The sequence below is a fragment of the Nocardia sp. CDC160 genome, from assembly GCF_035818795.1.
Taxonomy (GTDB): Bacteria; Actinomycetota; Actinomycetes; order Mycobacteriales; family Mycobacteriaceae; genus Nocardia.
The window spans coordinates 1420454-1443030 of the sequence record NZ_JAYKYT010000003.1 but is presented as its reverse complement, the minus strand read 5'-3'; the positions used below and the strand labels follow the sequence as shown (position 1 = coordinate 1443030).

At 70.1% G+C, this 22577-nt stretch carries 1 protein-coding gene (cut by both window edges); it reads left to right on the top strand.

The whole window is internal to a non-ribosomal peptide synthase/polyketide synthase gene (locus tag VMT40_RS21220; protein WP_326360178.1) on the top strand: the coding sequence, 44103 nt in all, runs 6096 nt past the left edge and 15430 nt past the right edge, and what appears here is coding positions 6097-28673 — codons 2033 (complete) to 9558 (partial); the first complete codon in view begins at position 1. The start codon and the stop codon both lie outside this window.

The following is a 22577-nucleotide window of genomic DNA, read 5'->3' as shown; positions in this document are numbered from 1 at the left end:
GCGTACATGGTGCCGGGCTCGATCATGGTGCTCGACGCGTTCCCGGTGAACGCCTCGGGCAAGCTGGATCGCAAGGCGCTGCCCGCGCCGCGCTTCGAGGTGCGCGAATTCCGTGCTCCGACAACGCCGATCGAGGAGATCGTCGCCCAGATCTTCGGCGAGGTGCTCGGCATCGCCCGCGTCGGCGTCGACGACGACTTCTTCGAGCTGGGCGGTAACTCGCTCATCGCGACCCAGGTCGCCACCCGCCTCGGCACCGCCCTCGATACCCGCGTGCCGGTGCGCATGCTGTTCGAGGCCGCCACCGTGGAAGCCCTGGCGGCGCGGGTGGAATCGCATGTCGGCGACGGTGGCCGCAAGGCCCTGGTCGCCCGTGAGCGGCCCAGCGAGGTCCCGCTTTCCCTTGCGCAGCAGCGCATGTGGTTCCTCAACCGCTTCGACACCGCGTCGGCGGTCAACAACATCCCGGTCGCCATCCGGCTCTCCGGTGAGCTCGACATCGCGGCCCTGCAGGTCGCGGTCATCGACGTCATCGACCGCCACGAGTCGCTGCGCACCGTCTTCCCGGAGACCGCGCACGGCCCGGTGCAGCGGGTGCTGGACGCCGCGCAGATCGTGCCGGACCTGACGCCGGTGCCGGTCACCGAGTCCAACCTGATCGACCACCTGGTCGAGCTGGCCACCATGGCCTTCGACGTGACCGACGAAGTGCCGTTGCATGCGGCGCTTTTCGAGATCAGCGAGACCGAGTACATCCTCGGCATGGTGGTCCACCACATCAGCGCCGACGGCTGGTCCATGGGCCCGCTGGCCCGCGACGTCATGGTCGCCTACGCGGCCCGCACCTCGTGGGAGGCCCCGGCCTGGGCGGAACTGCCGGTGCAGTACGCCGACTACGCGCTGTGGCAGCGCGAGGTGCTCGGCTCCGAGGAGGACCCGGATTCGCTGATCGCCAAGCAGATTCGGTACTGGACCGAGGCGCTGGCCGATCTGCCCGACGAGCTGGTGCTGCCCTCGGACCGGCCGCGTCCGGCCGTGGCGAGCTACCAGGGTGGCACCTACCCGTTCGCCATTTCGGCGCAGACCCAGCAGGCGCTGGTCGATTTGGGTCGCCGCCACAATGCGTCGCTGTTCATGGTCATGCACAGCGCGCTGGCGGTCCTGCTGGCCCGGCTGTCGGGCACCTCCGATATCGCCATCGGCACCCCGGTGCACGGTCGCGGTGAGGCCGCGCTCGACGATCTGATCGGCATGTTCGTCAACACCCTGGTGCTGCGCACCGAGGTGGACGGCAGCGAGACCTTCGCCGATCTGCTGGCCCGCTCCCGCGACACCGACCTGCACGCCTTCGCGCACGCGGACGTGCCGTTCGAGCGCCTCGTGGAGGTCATCAACCCGGCGCGTTCGCAGGCCCGGCACCCGCTGTTCCAGGTCATGCTGACCTTCCAGAACACGCGTCAGGCCAGTCTGGAACTGCCCGGGCTGTCGGTCAACGGCATCGACTACGACGCGCGGCTGGCCAAGTTCGACCTGCAGCTGACCTTGCAGGAGGCCCAGGACGATCACGGTGAGAACGCCGGTATGTCGGCCGAGATCTCCTACGCCCTGGACCTTTTCGACGAGCCCACCATCGAGGCCTTCGCGCGCCGCCTGGACCTGATCCTGGCCGCCGTCGTCGCCAACCCCGAGCTGCCGCTCGGCGATATCGACCTGCTCGTCGCCGACGAGCGCGCCAAGGTGCTCGACGAGTGGAACGACACCGCGTTCACCCTCGACCCGGTGCTGCCCGCACTGCCGGAAGGCGAAGCGGCGACGCTGGTTTCGCTGTTCGAGGCACAGGCTCTGACCAGCCCCGATGCACCCGCCGTGGAGTTCGAGGGGACAAGTCTGTCCTATGCCGAGTTCTCCGCGCGCGTGCACAAGCTGGCCCGCAAGCTCATCGCCCAGGGCGTCGGCGCGGAATCGCATGTGGCCCTGGCCATTCGGCGCTCGCTGGATCTGGTCGTCGCCATGTACGCGGTGCTCGAGGCCGGTGGCGCGTACGTGCCGCTGGACCCGGACCAGCCCGACGAGCGCATCGACTACGTGCTCGATATCGCGCGCCCGGTCGCCATCCTGACCACCAGCCGCGACGAGTTCGTCACCGGCCGCAATGTGCCGGTGCTCGATGTCGACACCCTCAACCTGGACGCCTACTCCGACGCGCCGATCACGGATGCCGAACGCGGAGCGGCGATCCGGCCCGAGCACACCGCCTACGTCATCTTCACCTCGGGTTCGACGGGCCGCCCGAAGGGTGTGGCCGTCGAGCACGGCGCGATCGTGAACCGCCTGCTGTGGATGCAGCACGAGTACCCGATCGACGCCAATGACGCGGTGCTGCAGAAGACTCCGGCGACCTTCGACGTGTCGGTGTGGGAGTTCTTCTGGCCGTTGCAGACCGGTGCCCGCCTGGTGGTCGCCAAGCCGGACGGCCACCGCGACCCGGTGTACCTGGCGCAGATCATCGCCGAGACCGGCATCACCACCGCGCACTTCGTGCCGTCGATGCTCTCGGTCTTCGTGGCCACCCTCGGCAACGAGAACGGCGACTCTTCCGTCCCCGCACCGCGTTTGCGTCAGGTCTTCGCCTCCGGTGAGGCGCTGCCCGCGCCGACCGCGCAGAAGCTGCGCGAGCTCACCGGCGCGCGTCTGCACAACCTGTACGGCCCCACCGAGGCCGCCGTCGACGTCACCTACCACGAGGTCACCGACGCCGACACCGTCTCCGTGCCGATCGGCCGCCCGGTCTGGAACACCGAGACCTACGTCCTCGACGCCCGCCTGCACCCCGTCGCACCGGGTGTCGCGGGTGAGCTCTATCTCGCGGGCGATCAGCTGGCCCGCGGCTACCTGGGCCGCCCGGACCTGTCCGCGGACCGTTTCGTGGCCAACCCGTTCGTCTCCGGCGACCGCATGTACCGCACCGGCGACCTGGTCACCTGGACCGCCGACGGCGAGCTGAACTACCTGGGCCGCACCGACTTCCAGGTCAAGCTGCGCGGTCTGCGCATCGAACTCGGCGAGATCGAGGCCGCGCTGCTGGCGCAGCCGAGCGTCGCCCAGTCGGTGGTGGTCGTGCGCACCGACGCCCACGCCGGTGATCAGCTGGTCGGCTATGTGGTCCGCGAGCCCGAGGCCGTCGTCGACATCGACGCCGTCAAGGCCGCGCTGTCGAGTTCGCTTCCGGCCTACATGGTTCCGGCCGCCATCGTGGTGCTGGACGCCTTCCCGGTGAACGCCTCCGGCAAGCTGGACCGCAAGGCCCTGCCCGCCCCGGTGTTCGAGGCCAAGCGCTTCCGCGCCCCCTCGACCCCGATCGAGGAGATCATCGCGCAGATCTTCGCCGACCTGCTCGGTGTCGAACGCGTGGGTGTGGACGACGACTTCTTCGAGTTGGGTGGCAACTCGCTGGTCGCCACCCAGGTCGTAGCTCGCCTGTCGGCGGCACTGAATGCCGAGATCGGCGTGCGCGTGCTGTTCGAGGCCCCGACCGTGGCCGCGCTGGCCGCGCGCGTGGAATCGCACGCGGGAACCGGTGTGCGCCAGGCGCTCACGGTGCAGACCCGGCCCGAGTACCCGCCGCTGTCGCTCGCGCAGCAGCGCATGTGGTTCCTCAACCGCTTCGATCCGGAATCGGCCGCCAACAACATCCCGGCGGCCGTACGGCTCACCGGCGCACTGGATCTCGACGCCATGCGCGGCGCGATCGCCGATGTGATCGCCCGCCACGAATCGCTGCGCACCATCTACCCCTCGCACGAGGGCGTCGCCTACCAGAAGGTGCTGCCGACCGGCCGCGCCGTGCCCGAGCTCGAGGTCATGGACGTGACCGAGGGCGAATTGTTCGCCGCGGTCTACGCTTTCGCCGCCCAGGGCTTCGACGTCACCACCGAGACCGCGGTGCGCCTGCGCGCCTACCGCCTCGCGGCCGACGACCACGTGCTGGTGCTGGTGGCCCACCACATCGCCGCCGACGGCTTCTCCATGAACCCGCTGGTGCGCGATCTCATGACCGCCTACATCGCGCGCAGCCAGGGCGAGACCCCGGGCTGGACCGAACTGCCGGTGCAGTACGCGGATTACGCGCTGTGGCAGCGCGACACCTTGGGTTCGGAAGAGGATCCGCGCTCGCTCATCACCGAGCAGCTGGACTACTGGCGCGAGACCCTGTCCGGGCTGCCGGACGAGCTGCGCCTGTCCACCAAGCCGCGCCCGGCCGTCGCCTCCTACGACGCGGGCACGCATCGCTTCCAGGTGCCGGGCGAGCTCATCGCCGGGCTGAACCGGGTGGCGCAGACCAATGGCACCACCCTGTTCATGGTGGTGCACAGCGCCTTCGCCGCGCTGCTGGCGCGACTGAGCGGCACCGACGACATCGCCGTCGGCATTCCGGTGGCCGGTCGTGGTGAGCAGGCGCTCGACGATCTCGTCGGCATGTTCGTCAACACCCTGGTGCTGCGCGCGCCGGTCGACACCGGCGCGAGCTTCACCGACCTGCTGAAGACCGTGCGCGAACGCGATCTGGCCGCCTTCGCGCACGCGGACGTGCCGTTCGAGCGTCTCGTCGAGGTGCTCAACCCGGCCCGCTCGCAGGCGCGGCACCCGCTGTTCCAGGTCATGCTGTCGTTCCAGAACCTGGGCCGCACCTCGCTCGAACTGCCGGGCCTGAGCGTATCGGAGCTGGCCATCGACCAGCAGTCGGCCAAGTTCGATCTGCAGCTGACACTGAGCGAGGTCATCGACGGCGACTCGACGATGGACGCCGAACTGGTCTACGCCACAGACCTTTTCGATGCCCAGTACGCCGATGTCTTCGCGCAGCGCTTCGTCGCCATGCTCACCGCCGTGGCCGCCGACCCGACCCAGCTGGTCGGCGAGGTCGAATTGCTCAGCGACTGCGAGCGCCGCAAGATCCTGCTCGGCTGGAACGACACCGCCTTCGAACTCGACACCGCGCTGCCCGAAGTCACCGAAGGCGCTGCGGCGACCCTGGTTTCGCTGTTCGAGGCCCAGGTCGCGCTGACCCCCGACGCGACCGCGGTCACCTTCGAGGGGACAAGTCTGTCCTACGCCGAGTTCGCGGCCCGCGTCCGCAAGCTCGCGCGCTGGCTCATCGCCGAGGGCGTCGGACCGGAATCCTTTGTGGCGCTGGGCATGCGCCGCTCCATCGACCTGGTCGCGGGCATGTACGCGGTCACCGTCGCCGGTGGCGCGTACGTGCCGCTGGACCCGGATCACCCGGCCGAGCGCACCCAGTACATCCTCGAGACCGCCCAGCCGGTCTGCGTGCTCACCTCCGGCGACACCGTGGAAGGCATTGACGCGCGCCAGGTTCGGATCGACGAGCTGGACCTGTCCGGCTTCGCCGACACCCCGGTCACCGACGCCGAGCGCCGCGCCCCGCTGCGCCCGGAGAACACCGCCTACGTCATCTTCACCTCCGGCTCGACCGGCCGCCCCAAGGGCGTGGCCGTCTCGCACGCCGCCATCGTGAACCGCCTCGTCTGGATGCACGCCCAGTACGGGTTGGCCGCCTACGACGTGGTGTTGCAGAAGACCCCGGCCACCTTCGACGTGTCGGTGTGGGAGTTCTTCTGGCCCTTGCAGGTCGGCGCGCGCCTGGTGGTCGCCAAGCCGGACGGCCACCGCGATCCGGCCTACCTGGCCGAGATCATCGTCCGCGAGGGCGTGACGGTCACCCACTTCGTGCCGTCCATGCTGGCGGTCTTCGTGGCCGAACCGGCCGCAGCCGAATGCGTGAGCCTCACCAATGTCTTCGCCTCCGGTGAGGGCCTGCCCGCGCCGACCGCGCAGAAGCTGCGCGAGCTGACCGGTGCCCGCCTGCACAACCTGTACGGCCCCACCGAGGCCGCCGTCGACGTGACCTACCACGAGGTCACCGACGCCGACCTCACCTCGGTGCCGATCGGCGCACCGGTCTTCAATACCCAGGTCTACGTGCTGGATTCGCGCCTGAAGCCGGTCCCGGTGGGTGTCGCGGGTGAGCTGTACCTGGCGGGCGACCAGCTCGCCACCGGGTACGTGGCCCGCCCCGACCTGACCGCGGATCGCTTCGTGGCCAACCCCTTCGGCGACGGTGTGCGCATGTACCGCACCGGCGACCTCGTCGTCTGGACCGGCAATGGCGAGCTGGAGTACCTGGGCCGCACCGACTTCCAGGTCAAGCTGCGCGGTCTGCGCATCGAGCTGGGCGAGATCGAGTCGGCGCTGATCGCGCAGCCGTCGGTGGCGCAGTCCGTGGTCGTGGTCCGCCACGACGAGCGCACCGGCGATCAGCTGGTCGCCTACCTCATCGCCGCCGACGATCACCTCGACGTCGACGCCGTGAAGGACGCGCTGGTCGAACAGCTTCCGGCCTACATGGTTCCGGCCGCCTTCATGGTGCTGGACGCGTTCCCGCTCAATGCCTCCGGCAAGCTGGACCGCAAGCAGCTGCCCGCCCCGACCTTCGCCGCCAAGGCGTTCCGCGCCCCGGCCACGCCAGTGCAGCAGACTGTCGCGGGCACCATCGCCGATGTGCTCGGCCTGGATCGGGTCGGCCTGGACGACGACTTCTTCGAGCTCGGCGGCAACTCGCTGGTCGCCACCCAGGTGATCGCGCGCCTGTCCGCCGCCCTGGACGCCGACATCCCGTTGCGCACGCTGTTCGAGGCCACCACGGTGGCTTCCCTTGCCGCGCAGCTGGAATCGCGCGTCGGGACCGGTGCCCGCGCGGCGCTGGTGGCCCAGGAGCGTCCGGAACTGGTGCCGCTCTCGCTCGCGCAGCAGCGCATGTGGTTCCTCAACCGCTTCGACAACCGCACCGCGGTCAACAACATCCCGGTGGCGCTGAAGCTCACCGGCGCCGTGGATCTGGACGCCTTCACCGCCGCCATCGGCGATGTGGTGGCCCGCCACGAGTCGCTGCGCACCATCTACCCCGAGATCGCGGGCGACGGCTACCAGCGCGTCCTGCCGCTGTCCGAGGTCGAGTACGAGGTGCGGACCGAGTCCGTCACCGCGGCCGAGCTGACCGCGCGCGTCGTGCAGCTCGCGAGTGTCCACTTCGACGTGACCCGCGAACTGCCCTTCCGCGCCACGGTGCTCAGCGTCAGCGAGACCGAGCACGTGGTCGTGCTGGTCCTGCACCACATCAGCGCCGACGGTGCGTCCCTGCGCCCGCTGCTGCGGGATGTGGTGGCCGCATACCTGTCCCGCGCCACGGGCGAGGCTCCGGCTTGGTCGCCGCTGCCGGTCCAGTACGCCGACTACACCCTGTGGCAGCGCGAGATCCTCGGCGCGGAAACCGATTCCGAGTCCCTGGCCGCCCAGCAGATCGCCTACTGGACCGCCCAGCTGGCCGACCTGCCCGAGCAGATCGAGCTGCCCGCCGACCGGCCGCGTCCCGAGATCGCGACCAATGCCGGTGGCACCTACGACTTCTCGATCGACGCCGACCTGCACCGCGCCCTCACCGGCGTGGCGCGCGAGCATGACGTCACCCTGTTCATGCTGGTGCACGCCGCCCTGGCCACCTGGGCCGCGCGCCTGTCGCGGTCCACCGATATCGCCATCGGCACCCCCATCGCGGGCCGCGGCGAGCGGGCGCTGGACGACCTGGTCGGCATGTTCGTCAATACCCTGGTGCTGCGCAGCGAGGTGCGCCCGGACGCGGCCTTCCGCGACCTGCTGGCCCAGGTGCGTCGCACCGACCTGGCCGCCTTCGCCCACGCCGACGTGCCGTTCGAGCGGCTCGTGGACGTGCTCAGCCCGGTCCGCTCGCAGGCGCACCACCCGCTGTTCCAGGTGGCGCTGACCTTCGAGGCCGCCGGGGCCAAGGACGCGCAGACCGTCGAGCTGCCGGACCTGGGGCTCGAGGTGGTCGAATTCGATCCGGGCACCGCCAAGTTCGACGTGCAGCTGACCGTGAGCGAACGTGCCGACGGCTCGCTGGGGCTGTCCTGGAACTACGCCAGCGACCTGTTCGACGCCGAGACCGTCATCTCCTTCGCCGAGCGCCTGGTGCGCATCCTGCGCGCGGTGGCCGAGGATCCGGGCGTTCTGCTCGGGGATATCGATCTGCTGGGCGAGGGTGAGCGCCACAATGTGGCCGAGCACTGGGTCTCCGCGGGCGACGACATCGTCGAGCTGGCCCGCATCGCCAATGACGCGGCACTGCAGGCCGAACTCGCCGTGGCCGAGGGCATCTCGGGTATCGCGCCCGAGGCCGCCGCCCTGGCCGCCCTGGGCGGGGCCGCCGAACGGCTGGCCAACCCCCTTGCTGCGCTGGCCAGTCCGTTCACCGACACCGACGCCACCCTGTCGAGCCTGTTCGACCTGGCCGTGGCCGCCAACCCGGAGCGGGTCGCCGTCCGCTTCGGCGACGAGGAGCTCACCTACTCCGAGCTGGACCGGCGCGCGAATGTGCTGGCGCGCAGGCTGATCAGCGAGGGCGCGGGTCCGGAATCGTTGGTCGCGGTGCTGCTGCCGCGCTCGGCCGACCTGGTCGTGGCGCTGCTGGCGGTCATCAAGACCGGTGCGGGCTACGTGCCGCTGGACCCGAGCTACCCGGCCGACCGCATCGCCTATGTGCTGTCGGACGCCAAGCCCACCAGCGTCATCACCGACTCGACCGTGCAGGTCGAGTTGCCCGCCGAGCTGAACAAGATTCTGCTGGACGGCTTCTCGCTCGAGGCCGGGGATATCGAGGACGCGGCCGACGCGCCCGTCACCGATGCCGACCGCCGCGCGGCGCTGCGCCCGGATCACGTCGCCTACGTCATCTACACCTCCGGTTCCACCGGCCGCCCCAAGGGCGTGGCCGTGGCGCACCGGAATGTGGTGCGCCTCATGGCGAACACCGATCGTGAGTTCGGTTTCGGACCCGACGACGTGTGGACGCTGTTCCACTCCTACGCCTTCGACTTCTCGGTGTGGGAGCTGTGGGGCCCGCTGCTCTACGGCGGCAAGCTCGTCGTGGTCGACTACTATGTGTCCCGCTCGCCGGAGCAGTTCCTGGAACTGCTGCGCCGCGAACGGGTCACGGTGCTCAACCAGACCCCGTCGGCGTTCTACCAGCTGGCCGAGGCCGACCGCATCGCCACCTCGGCGAGCCGAGAAATCGATTCAGCCGCGGGGGATCAGCAGGGGCTCGCGCTGCGTTATGTGATCTTCGGTGGTGAGGCGCTCGAGCTGCGCCGTCTCTCGGATTGGGTTGCCCGCCACGGCGATTCGGCCCCGTACCTGGTGAACATGTACGGCATCACCGAGACCACCGTGCACGTGTCGGTGCGGGTTCTCGATGCCGACACCATCGCGGCCGCGACCGGTTCGGTGGTCGGGCGGGCCATCGCCGGTCTGCGCGTGTACGTCCTCGACGACCGCCTGCATCCGGTGCCGGTGGGTGTCGCGGGTGAAATGTATGTGGCCGGTCCGCAATTGGCGCGCGGCTACCTCGGCCGCCCCGACCTGTCGGCGGTCCGCTTCGTGGCCAGTCCGTTCGGCAAGCCGGGCGAGCGTCTGTACCGCTCGGGCGACGTGGCCCGCTGGAACCGCTTCGGTGAGCTCGAATACCTGGGCCGCGCCGACGATCAGGTCAAGGTGCGCGGCTTCCGCATCGAGCTCGGCGAGATCGAATCCGCCGTACTCGCGCAGTCCGGTGTCGCCCAGGCGGCGGTCATCGTGCGCGAGGACCAGCCGGGCGATCAGCGCATCGTCGCCTACGTGGTGCCGACCGACGGCGGCGCGCCCGCCGTGGACGCGATCCGCGACGGCGCGGCCGAGCTGCTGCCGTCCTACATGGTCCCGTCCGCCATCGTGGTGCTGGACCGAATCCCGTTGACCGTCAACGGCAAGCTGGACCGTCGCGCCCTCCCGGCCCCGGCCGTGCAGGCGCGGGCCTTCCGCGCGCCGGAGACCCCGGTCCAGGAGACGGTCGCCGCCGTCTTCGCCGAGGTCCTCGGCCTGGACCGGGTCGGCCTGGACGACGACTTCTTCGATCTGGGCGGCAACTCGCTCATCGCCACCCGTGTCGTGTCGCGCATCGGCGCGGCCCTGGACACCACGGTCGCGGTGCGCACCCTGTTCGAGGCCACCACCGTCGAATCCCTCGCCGCGCGTATCGAATCGCACGCCGACGGCGCGTCCCGCGCCAAGCTGGTCGCGCGCACCCGCACCCCGGGTGAGCTGGTGCCGCTGTCGTTCGCGCAGCAGCGCATGTGGTTCCTCAACCAGTACGACACCTCGTCGGCGGCCTACAACCTGCCGCTGGCGATTCGCCTGACCGGTGAACTCGACACCGCCGCACTGGAACTCGCGGTCGCGGACGTGGTTCGCCGCCACGAGTCGCTGCGCACCCGTTACCCGGAGCACGGCGGGACCCCGATGCAGGTGGTCGTCCCGGCCGAGGAGATCGCCCTCGACCTGCGCCCGGTCAACGTGTCGGCCGAAGATCTGACCGCGACCGTGACCGCGTTCGCGACCCTGGGCTTCAATGTGGCCGAACAGGTTCCGCTGCGCGCCCGCCTGTTCCGCATCGGCGGCGAAGAATCCACCGAGCATGTGCTCGTGGTGGTGGTCCACCACATCGCGGGCGACGGCTTCTCCATGTCGCCGCTGGCCCGCGACGTCATGATCGCCTACACCGCCCGCACCCAGGGCGCGGTGCCCGGCTGGGCCCCGCTCGCCGTGCAGTACGCCGATTTCGCCGTGTGGCAGCGCGAAGTGCTGGGCTCGGAAGAGGATTCGTCCTCGATCATGGCCCGCCAGGTCGCCTACTGGCAGCGTGTGCTCGGCGGTGTGCCCGACGAGCTGGCGCTCCCGACCGACCGCCCGCGTCCGGCCATCGCCTCGCATCGCGGCGCGACGCTGACCCGGGCGCTGTCGCCCGAGCTCATCGGGAAACTGGAAGACGTTGCCCGCCAGCGTGGTTCGTCGCTGTTCATGGTCATGCACAGCGCCCTCGCGGTGCTGCTGTCGCGCCTGTCGGGCGGTGACGACATTGCCGTCGGTACCCCGGTCGCCGGTCGCGGTGAGGCCGCGCTGGACGATCTGGTCGGCATGTTCGTGAACACGCTGGTGCTGCGCACCGGCATCGACCCGTCGGAGTCGTTCACCGATCTGCTGGATCGCGTGCGCCACACCGACCTCGACGCCTTCGGCAATGCCGATGTGCCGTTCGAGCGGCTGGTGGAACTGCTCGCACCCGAGCGCTCGCAGGCCCGCAACCCGCTGTTCCAGGTCATGCTCGCCTTCCAGAACCTGGACCGGACCGGCATCGAACTGCCGGGGCTGAATGTCTCGACCCTGGACCTCGACGAGAACATTTCGCGCTTCGATCTGCAGTTCACGCTGTCGGAGCACGACTCCGGCATGATGCTGGCGCTCACCTACGCCACCGATCTGTTCGACGAGGCCACCGCGGCCGGGTTCGCGCAGCGCTGGCTGCGGGTCCTGGACGCGGTCGCCGCCAACCCGGAGATCGGTGTCGGCGCGATCGACATCCTCGACCAGGACGAACGCGCCGATCTGGTGGCCCGTTTCGGCCTGCCCGCCGTCCCGGCGCGCACCCTGCCGGAGCTCATTGCCGACGCCGTCGCCATCAACCCCGACGCACCGGCCGTGGTGTTCCAGGGGCGCAGTCTGTCCTACGGCGAGCTGGATGCCCGCTCGAACCGCTTGGCGCGCTTGCTCATCGAGCGCGGCATCGGCACCGAGGATCTGGTCGCCGTCGCGGTCCCGCGCTCGGACGACTCCTACTTCGCCGAATGGGCGGTGTCCAAGACCGGTGCGGCCTTCGTGCCGGTGGACCCGAACTACCCGGCCGACCGCATCGCCCACATGGTCACCGACTCCGGTTCGCCGGTCGGCCTCACCGTGGCGTCGGTGCGCGCCGACATGCCGGACTCGGTCGAATGGCTGGTGCTCGACGAGCTGGATCTGAATGCCTTCGCGGACACCGCGATCGCCGCCGACGAGCGGGTACGCCCGCTGCGCCCGGAGCACCCGGCCTACGTCATCTACACCTCCGGCTCCACCGGCGTCCCCAAGGGCGTCGTGGTCACCCACGCCGGTCTGGCCAACTTCACCGTCGAGCAGGCCGAGCGCTACGCGCTCGACTCCTCCTCGCGCGCACTGCATTTCGCGTCGCCGTCCTTCGACGCGTCCATGCTGGAATTCCTGCTCGCCATCGGCAAGGGCGGCACCCTGGTGGTCGTCCCGCCGGGCACCTACGGCGGCGAGGAGCTCTCCGAGCTGATCCGCCGCGAGCGGGCCACCCACGCGTTCATCACCCCGGCTGCGCTGTCCACCTTCGGACCGGCGGGCCTGGACTCGCTGCGCGTCCTCGTCGCCGGTGGTGAGGCGGTTCCGGCCGATCTGGTCGAGAAGTGGGCGGTTCCGTTGGCGGACGGCACGATTCGTGCCTTCCACAATGGTTACGGTCCGACCGAGACCACCATCATGACGAACATCAGCGATGCGCTGGTGCCGGGCGACCTGGTCACCATCGGTGGCCCCATCCGGGGCATGCAGTCGCTGATTCTCGACAACCGCCTGCGGCCCGTTCCGGTGGGTGTCGCGGGTGAGCTGTATCTGTCGGGCATTCAGCTAGCGCGCGGCTACCACGCGCGGCCGGGCCTGACCGCCGAGCGTTTCGTGGCCAACCCGTCCGTGCCGGGCGAGCGCATGTACCGCACCGGTGACGTGGTGCGCTGGACCCCGGACGGCCTGGTCGAATACGTCGGCCGCTCCGACTTCCAGGTCAAGGTGCGCGGCTTCCGCATCGAACTGGGCGAGATCGACGCCGCGCTGGCCTCGCACGAGACCGTCGACTTCGCGGTCACCGTCGGCCACAAGAACGCCGCGGGCGCGACCGCGCTGGTGTCGTATGTCGTTGCCGCGCCGGGCCATTCGATCGACGTGGCGGCCCTGACCGCCCACGTCGAGGGCCGCCTGCCCGCCTACATGGTGCCGTCCTCGATCATGGTCATCGACCGGGTCCCGCTGACCCCGGTCGGCAAGCTGGACCGCCGGGCCCTGCCCGAACCGGTCTTCGCCACCGAGGTCGTCTTCCGCGCCGCGCGCAATGCCCTCGAGCAGACCATTGCCGAGGTGTTCGCCGAGGTGCTGGGTCTGGAGCGGGTCGGCATCGACGACTCGTTCTTCGCCCTGGGCGGTGACTCCATCGTCTCCATCCAGCTGGTGTCGCGGGTCAAGGCGCGCGGCGTGGTGTTCTCCCCGCGCGACGTGTTCGAGCAGCGCACCGTCTCCGGCCTGGCCGCCATCGCGGAAACCGCTGGCGCTGAGGGTGATTCGGCTCCGCAGCTGACCGAGCTGCCCGGCGGCGGCGTGGGTGTCATGCCGCTGACCCCGGTGGTGCGGTTCATGGCGGGACGGCCCGGCGAGTTCGGCCGCTTCAACCAGACCATGGCCCTCGAGCTCCCGATCGGCATCGATCGCGCGGGCATCGCCGCCACCGTCGGCGCGGTCATCGACCGCCACGACATGCTGCGGGCGCGCCTGCGCCGGGTGCCGGACGCGGACTGGATCGTCGAAACCGGCGCGGTCGGAACCATCGACGCGGATTCGCTCATCGATCGCACCGAATTCGATGCCGCCGCCACCGACGAGCAGCTGTTCGAGATCGCCACGGCCGCACTGGATGCCACCCTCGACAAGCTGGATCCGGCCACGGGACAGGTCATTCGGTTCGTGTGGCTCGAGCCCTCGAACAACTCGCGCGCGGGACGTCTGGTCGTCGCCGCCCACCACCTGGTGGTCGACGGTGTCACCTGGCGAATCCTGGTGCCGGACTTCGTGACCGCGTGGGGCCAGATCTCCGCCGGACAGACCCCCGAACTGGTCGCGCCCGCCACCTCCATGCGCACCTGGGCGCACGCCCTCGAGCGCGAGGCGGCCACCGAGGAGCGGATGGCCGAGCTCGACTTCTGGCGCGGCGTCGTCGAGGGACCGGATCCGCTGCTCACCGAGCGCGCCATGGATCCGGCCGTGGACGTCACCGCCACCGTCGTCAAGCACAAGGTGGAGCTGTCGGCCGAGGCCACCAAGACCCTGCTGACCACCGTGCCCGCCCTGTTCCACGGCGGTGTCAACGACGGGCTGCTGACCGCACTCGCCTTGGCGGTGGCCAAGTTCCGCGCCGCCAAGGGTCTGGGGGAGAAGTCTGCCCTCGTCCGCCTGGAGGGCCACGGCCGCGAGGAAGAGGTCGTGCCCGGTGCCGACCTGTCCCGCACGGTCGGCTGGTTCACCGCCATCTTCCCGGTGCGTTTCGACCTGTCCGGCATCGACGTGGACGCCGCCCTCACCGGCGGACCCGCCATGGGCCGGGCCATCAAGGCGATCAAGGAGCAGCTGCTTTCGGTGCCGGATAAGGGCATCGGCTACGGCCTGCTGCGGTACATGAACTCCGAGACCGCCGCCCAGCTGCCCAAGCAGCTGCCGGGCCAGGTCAGCTTCAACTACCTGGGCCGCGTCAACGAGGGCGATGTGCCCGAGGCGCTGCGCGGCTTCGGCTGGATCCCGGCCCCCGAGCTGGCGAACCTGGCGGGCGAGTACGACGCGGACATGCCCGCCATGGCGCCGATCGATATCAACGCCATCGTGGTCGGCGACAAGCTGACCGCGAATATCGGCTACCCGAGCACGCTGCTCGGGGCCGAGGAGATCGCCGAGTTCGCGGGCCTGTGGACCGCGGCGCTGGAAGCCGTTGCCAAGCACGCGGATTCCGCGCAGGCGGGCGGGCACACCCCGTCCGACTTCGGGCTCGTGCGCATCACCCAGCGCGATATCGACGGCTGGGAGAAGCAGTACGGCGAGCTCGACCAGGTGTGGCCGCTGTCGGCGCTGCAGGCCGGTCTGCTCTTCCACGCCCAGCTGGCCGCCACCTCCGTGGACGTGTACACCGCGCAGGCGGTGCTCACCCTCGAGGGCCGGGTGGACGCCGACCGGCTGCGCGCGGCCGCGCAGGCGCTCATGGACCGCCACGAAATCCTGCGCACCGCCTACGTGAACGACGCCTCCGGCGTGCCGGTGCAGATCGTCCTCGACGGGGTGAAGGTGGCGTGGACCAACCACGACCTCACCGATATCGCCGACGAGAACGCCCGTGCCGAGCGCGCGGCGGAGATCATCGCCGCCGATCGCGTCCAGCGCTTCGACCTCACCGAGCCGCCGCTCATGCGGTTCACGCTGGTGCGTACCGGGGCCGAGAGCTACCGCCTGGCCGTGGCCAACCACCACATCCTGCTCGACGGCTGGTCCATGCCGCTGCTCATGCAGGACCTGCTGGTGCTCTACGCCACGCACTCCGACGTCTCGCTGCTGCCGCCGGTGCGGTCCTACCGCTACTTCCTGGAATGGGTTGCGGCGCAGGATCGTTCGGCCTCGCTCGCGGCGTGGCAGAAGTCGCTGCTGGGCGTGTCCGAGCCGACGCTGCTGACCCGTCCCGACGCGGGCCGCGAGATCACCGCCCTGTCCGGGGAGTACTTCTTCGACCTGGACGAGGCGGCCACCGCGCGCCTGACCGCGTTGGCCGCCGAGATCGGCGTTACCCCGAACACCGTGCTCCAGGTGGCGTGGGGCATCCTGCTCGGCCGCCTCACCGGCCGCGAGGATGTCCTGTTCGGCACCACGGTCTCCGGCCGCCCGGCGCAGCTGTCGGGCGTGGAATCCATGGTGGGCCTGTTCATCAACACCGTCCCGGTGCGGGTCGCCTTCGACCCGGCCGAGTCGGCGCGCGCGCTGCTTACCCGCACCCAGGGCGAGCAGGCCGACCTGCTCGACCACCACTATGTGGGCTTGGCCGACATCCAGTCGGCGGCGGGCATCGGCGGACTCTTCGACACCCTGGTGGTGTTCGAGTCGTATCCCGTGGACGCGGAAGGCATCCGGTCCCAGGCCGCCGATATCGACGGCATGGCCGTCACCGGCCTGGACGCCGCCGACGCCACCCACTACCCGCTGACCCTCATCGCCCAGCTCGACACCCGCCTGCGCATTCGCGCGGGCTACCTGCGCGACCTGTTCGACGAGGACACCGTCCGTCACATCGCCGACCGCCTGGTGCGTGTGCTGACCGCCATCACCACGGAACCCGCTGCGGCCGTGGGCGATATCGAACTCCTCGAGGCCGCCGAGCGCGCGCAGGTCGTCACCGAGTGGAACAACACCGCCTTCGACGTTCGGGCCGTGCTCACCGAGAGCAAGGCCGAGGCCGCGACCCTGGTCGCGATGTTCGAGGCGCAGGTCGAGCGGACCCCCGACGCGACCGCCGTCGTGTTCGAAGGGACAGCTCTGTCCTACGCCGAGTTCGCCGAGCGGGTGCACCGCCTCTCGCGCTGGCTCATCGAGCGCGGCGTCGGCGCGGAATCGTTTGTGGCGCTGGGCATGCGCCGCTCCATCGACCTGGTGGTCGGCATGTACGCCGTCACCGTGGCCGGTGCGGCGTACGTGCCGCTGGACCCGGATCACCCGGCCGAGCGCATCGAGTACATCCTGGCGACCGCGGACCCGGTCACCGTGCTGACCTCGGGCGAGGACCTCCCGATCGACACCGCGCAGGTGCGGATCGACCTGCTCGACCTCGCCAGCTACTCGGCCCGTCCGCTCACCGACGCGGAACGCCGTGCGCCGCTGCGGGAATCGAATAACGCCTACGTCATCTTCACCTCGGGTTCGACCGGTCGGCCCAAGGGTGTGGCGGTGCCGCACTCGGCCATTGTCAACCGCCTGGTGTGGATGCAGACCGCCTACGGTCTGACCGCCGACGATGTCGTGTTGCAGAAGACTCCGGCCACCTTCGACGTGTCGGTGTGGGAGTTCTTCTGGCCCTTGCAGATCGGCGCGAAGCTGGTCGTGGCCAAGCCGGAAGGCCACCGCGACCCGGCCTACCTGGCCGATCTCATTGCGCGCGAAGGCGTCACGGTCACCCACTTCGTGCCGTCCATGCTGGCGGTGTTCGTGGCGGAGGAGGCCGCCGCGCGGTGCACAAGCCTGCGCATGGTCTTCGCCTCCGGTGAGGCGCTGTCGCCGAAGCCATCGCACAAGCTGCGCGAGCTGACCGGTGCCGAGCTGCACAACCTGTACGGCCCGACCGAAGCGGCCGTCGACGTCACCTACCACCAGGTCGTCGACGCTGATGTCGATTCCGTGCCGATCGGCCGTCCGGTGTTCAACACCGAGGTCTACGTGCTGGATTCGCGTCTGCGGCCGGTGCCGGTGGGCGTCGCGGGTGAGCTGTACCTCGCGGGTGACCAGCTGGCCACCGGCTACGTGGCACGACCGGACCTGACCTCGGATCGCTTCGTGGCCAACCCGTTCGCCACCGGCGAGCGCATGTACCGCACCGGTGACCTGGTCACCTGGACCGCCGACGGTGAACTGGAGTACATCGGCCGCACCGACTTCCAGGTGAAGCTGCGTGGTCTGCGCATCGAGCTCGGCGAGATCGAATCCGCGCTCACCGCACTGGATTCCATCGCGCAGTCGGTGGTCGTGGTCCGCCATGACCCGCACGCCGGTGATCAGCTGGTCGGCTATGTCATCGCGGCACCGGGTCGTACCGTCGATGTCGAGGCCGTGCGCACCGAGCTCGGCGAGACCCTGGCCTCCTACATGGTGCCGTCGATCCTGATGGTGCTCGACGAGTTCCCGCTCAATGCCTCCGGCAAGCTGGATCGCAAGGCGCTGCCCGCGCCGGTGTTCGAGGCCGCGGTGTTCCGCGCGCCCGTGACCCCGGTCGAGCAGATCGTGGCCGGTGTGTTCGCCGAGATCCTCGGCCTCGAGCGCGTCGGCCTCGACGACGACTTCTTCGCCCTCGGCGGCAACTCGCTCATCGCCACCCAGGTGGCGGCACGACTGTCGGCCGCGCTCGACACCCACCTGGGCGTGCGCGAGATCTTCGAGTCCTCCACCGTCGCCGCGCTGGCCGCCAAGGCCGAAACCCATTCCGGCACCGGCACTCGCCAGCCGCTGGTCGCCCAGGAACGGCCGGAGCGGCTGCCGCTGTCGCTGGCCCAGCAGCGCATGTGGTTCCTCAACCGGTTCGATCCCGAATCGGCCGTGAACAACATCCCGGCGGCCGTGCGCCTGTCGGGTCTGGTGGACCGCCAGGCCCTGCAGATCGCCGTCGCCGACGTGCTGGCGCGGCACGAGTCGCTGCGCACCCGCTACCCGGAGATCGACGGCCAGCCGTTCCAGGAGATCGTCCCCACCGGCCAGGTCATTCCGGACCTGACCCCGGTCGAGGTCTCCGAAGCGACACTGCCGCAGGCGCTGTCGGAACTGGTGCTGACCGGCTTCGACGTCACCGTCGATGTGCCGTTCCGGGCTCGCCTGTTCGAGGTCAGCCCCACCGAGCACGTGCTCGCGCTGGTGGTGCACCACATCTCGGCCGACGGCTTCTCCATGGGCCCGCTCACCCGCGATGTCATGACCGCCTACGGCGCGCGCGTCGAGGGCGGCGAACCGGGCTGGCAGGCCCTGGACGTCCAGTACGCGGACTACGCGCTCTGGCAGCGCGCGGTGCTCGGCGACGAGAACGACGCCGAATCGGTGATCTCCCAGCAGATCTCGTACTGGCGCGACACCCTGCGCGGCCTGCCCGACCAGCTGGACCTGCCGTCGGACCGCCCGCGTCCCGCGGTCGCCTCCGGCCGCGGCGCCACCCACGTGTTCGAGGTGGACGCCGAAACCCACGCCAAGCTGGCCGAACTCGCCCGCACCCGCGGCACCACGCTGTTCATGGTCATGCACTCGGCGCTGGCCGTGCTGCTCTCGCGCCTGTCGGGTGAGCAGGACATCGCCATCGGCACCCCGGTCGCCGGACGTGGCGAACGCGCGCTGGACGACCTCATCGGCATGTTCGTCAACACCCTGGTGCTGCGCACCCAGGTGGACGGCGGCCGCGGCTTCACCGAACTCCTGGATACGGTGCGCGGCACCGACATTCAGGCCTTCGGCCACGCCGACCTGCCGTTCGAGCGCCTGGTGGAGATCCTCAACCCGGCCCGCTCGCAGGCGCGGCATCCGCTGTTCCAGGTCATGCTGTCGTTCCAGAACACCGGCATCACCGAACTGGAGCTGCCGGGCCTGACCGTGAGCGCGGTCGAGCTGCCCATCGACACCGCCAAGTTCGACCTGCAGCTGGTGCTGACCGAGCAGTTCGGCGCGAACGATGTCATCGGCAATGGCCACGGTGGCACCCCGGCGGGCATGAGCGCCGAACTCATCTACGCCACCGACCTGTTCGACGCCTCCACCGTGGCGCGCTTCGCCGACCGCTTCGACATCCTGCTGAAGGCCATTGCGGCCCAGCCGGATCGGGCCGTGGGCGATATCGACCTGCTGGTCGGCGGCGAGCGCACCCGCGTGCTGCGCGACTGGAACCGCACCACCGCCGACGTGGATTCGGTACTGGCCGAACTGACCTCGGGCACGCTGTCCGCCGAGACCCACGCGGGCGAGATCGTCCGCACGGCCTCCGGTGACGAGGGCGCGACGCTGGTCGCGCTGTTCGAAGCGCAGGCCGCGCGTACGCCCGACGCGACCGCCGTCGCGTTCGAGGGGACAGGTCTGTCCTACGCCGAGTTCTCCGGCCGCGTGCACCAGCTGGCCCGCAAGCTCATCGAGGCCGGTGTCGGCCCGGAGAGCCTGGTGGGCTTGGGCATTCGCCGCTCGCTCGACCTCGTGATCGCCATGTACGCGATCGTCGAGGCCGGTGGCGCGTACGTGCCGCTGGATCTCGACCAGCCCGCCGACCGCATCGACTACGTGCTCGAGACGGCTCGGCCGGTGTGCGTGCTCACCACCGAGCGCGATGGGTTCACCCACGACAGCGTGCCGACCATCGCCGTGGACACCGTGGAGCTGTCGGGCTACTCCGACGCCCCGCTGACGGACGCGGATCGTGTTGCGCCGCTGCATGCTTCGAACACCGCGTACGTGATCTTCACGTCGGGTTCGACCGGCCGTCCGAAGGGTGTGGCGGTGCCGCACGCGGCCATCGTCAACCGCCTGGTGTGGATGCAGGACGCGTACGGCCTCACCGCCGACGATGTTGTCCTGCAGAAGACTCCGGCCACCTTCGACGTGTCGGTGTGGGAGTTCTTCTGGCCCTTGCAGATCGGCGCGAAGCTGGTCGTGGCCAAGCCGGACGGTCACCGCGATCCGATGTACTTGGCGGAAATCATTGCCCGCGAGGGTGTGACGACCGCGCACTTCGTGCCGTCCATGCTGGCGGTCTTCGTCGCCACCCTGGCGGGCCAGGAATCTGGCGGGGCGGCGGCCTCCGCCGGTGACAGCCTGCGCCTGGTCTTCGCCTCCGGTGAGGCCTTGCCCGGCACCACCGCCCAGGAGCTGCGCCGGGTCACCGGTGCCGCGCTGCACAACCTGTACGGCCCGACCGAAGCGGCCGTCGACGTCACCTACCACGAGGTCGTCGACGCCGACATCGACTCCGTGCCGATCGGCCGCCCGGTCTTCAACACCCAGGTGTACGTGCTGGATTCGCGCCTGCACCCGGTCGCCCCGGGCATGGCGGGCGAGCTCTACCTGGCGGGCGTGCAGCTGGCCCGCGGCTATGTGGCGCGACCGGACCTGTCCGCGGACCGCTTCGTGGCCAACCCGTTCATTCCGGGCAAGCGCATGTACCGCACCGGTGACCTGGTCACCTGGACCGCGGACGGCGAGCTGGAGTACATCGGCCGCACCGACTTCCAGGTCAAGCTGCGCGGTCTGCGCATCGAGCTCGGCGAGATCGAGGCCGCGCTGACCGCCCACGAGTCGGTCGCCCAGGCCGTCGTGGTGCTGCGCTCGGACGCCCGCACCGGCGACGCGCTGGTCGCCTATGTCGTTCCCGCCGCGTCGAATTCGACCGAGCCGGTCGCGCTGGACGCCGACGCCATCGACGTCGAGGCACTGCGTGCGCACCTCGCCGCGCAGCTGCCGTCCTACATGGTCCCGGCCGCGTTCGTGGCCCTGGGCGCGTTCCCGCTGTCCGCCAATGGCAAGCTCGACCGCCGCGCGCTGCCCGAGCCGGAATTCGCCGCCCGCGAATTCCGGGCCGCCGCAACGCGAGCCGAGGAAATCGTGGCCAGCGTGTTCGCCGAGGTCCTCGGACTCGAGAGCCCGGTCGGCGCGGACGACGACTTCTTCGAACTCGGCGGCAACTCGCTCATCGCCACCCAGGTCGTCGCCCGACTGGGTGCGGCGCTGGATGCCCGGATCCCGGTTCGCGCCCTGTTCGACGCCCCGACGGTGGCCGCCCTGGCCGCCCGCGTGGACGCGCAGGCGGGCACCGGCGGCCGTGCCGAACTGGTGGCCCAGGAACGCCCCGATGAGATTCCGCTGTCGCTGGCCCAGCAGCGCATGTGGTTCCTCAACCGCTTCGACACCGCCTCGGCCGTCAACAACATCCCCCTCGCGGTCCGCCTCACCGGCGACCTCGACGTGGACGCCCTGCTGGCGGCCGTCGGCGACGTGCTCGAGCGCCACGAGGTGCTGCGCACCGTCTACCCGGAGAACGCGGAAGGCCGTGGCGTGCAGGTCATCCTGCCCGCCGACCAGGTCCGCCTGGACTCGGCCGCCAATGCCGGGATCCACGGTGGCGGCACCGGCCTGGCCCCGATCGCGGTGGCCGAGGCCGACCTGCGCGAGCGCATTGCCGAGCTGGTCCTCACCGGCTTCGACGTGACCGCCGCCGCCCCGGTGCGCGCCGGACTGTTCCGCGTCAGCGATGCTGAACAACCCACGCACGTCCTGGTTTTCGTGGTCCACCACATCTCCGGCGACGGCTGGTCGGTGCGCCCGCTGGCCCGCGATGTCATGGTCGCGTACGCCGCCCGCGCCAATGGCCAAGCGCCGCAGTGGGCTCCGCTGCCGGTGCAGTACGCCGACTTCGCGCTGTGGCAGCGCGAGACGCTCGGTGACGAGGACGACGCCGACTCGCTGATCGCCCAGCAGGTGTCCTACTGGAGCAACGAGCTGGCGGGTCTGCCCGACCAGATCGATCTCCCGTCGGATCGCCCGCGCCCGGCCGTGGCCTCCAATGCCGGTGGCGTGCACGAGTTCTCGATCGACGCCGACCTGCTGGCCGGACTCAACGGGCTGGCCCGCGAGCACGGCGCGTCGCTGTTCATGGTCGTGCACGCGGCCTTCGCGGCCCTGCTGGCCCGCCTGTCCAACAGCGACGACATCGCCATCGGCACCGCGGTCGCCGGTCGTGGTGAGCAGCAGCTGGACGACGCCATCGGCATGTTCGTCAACACCCTGGTGCTGCGCACGGCCGTCGACTCGGCTGAGCGGTTCACCGAGCTGCTGGCCCGCACCAAGGACACCGACCTGGCCGCCTTCGGCCATGCCGACCTGCCGTTCGAGCGCCTGGTGGAGATCCTCAACCCGGCCCGCTCGCAGGCGCGGCACCCGCTGTTCCAGGTCATGCTGTCGTTCCAGAACACCGGCGCGGCCAGCTTCGCGCTGCCCGGCCTGGAAGTGGCGGGCGTGCCGCTGGACGTGGTCAC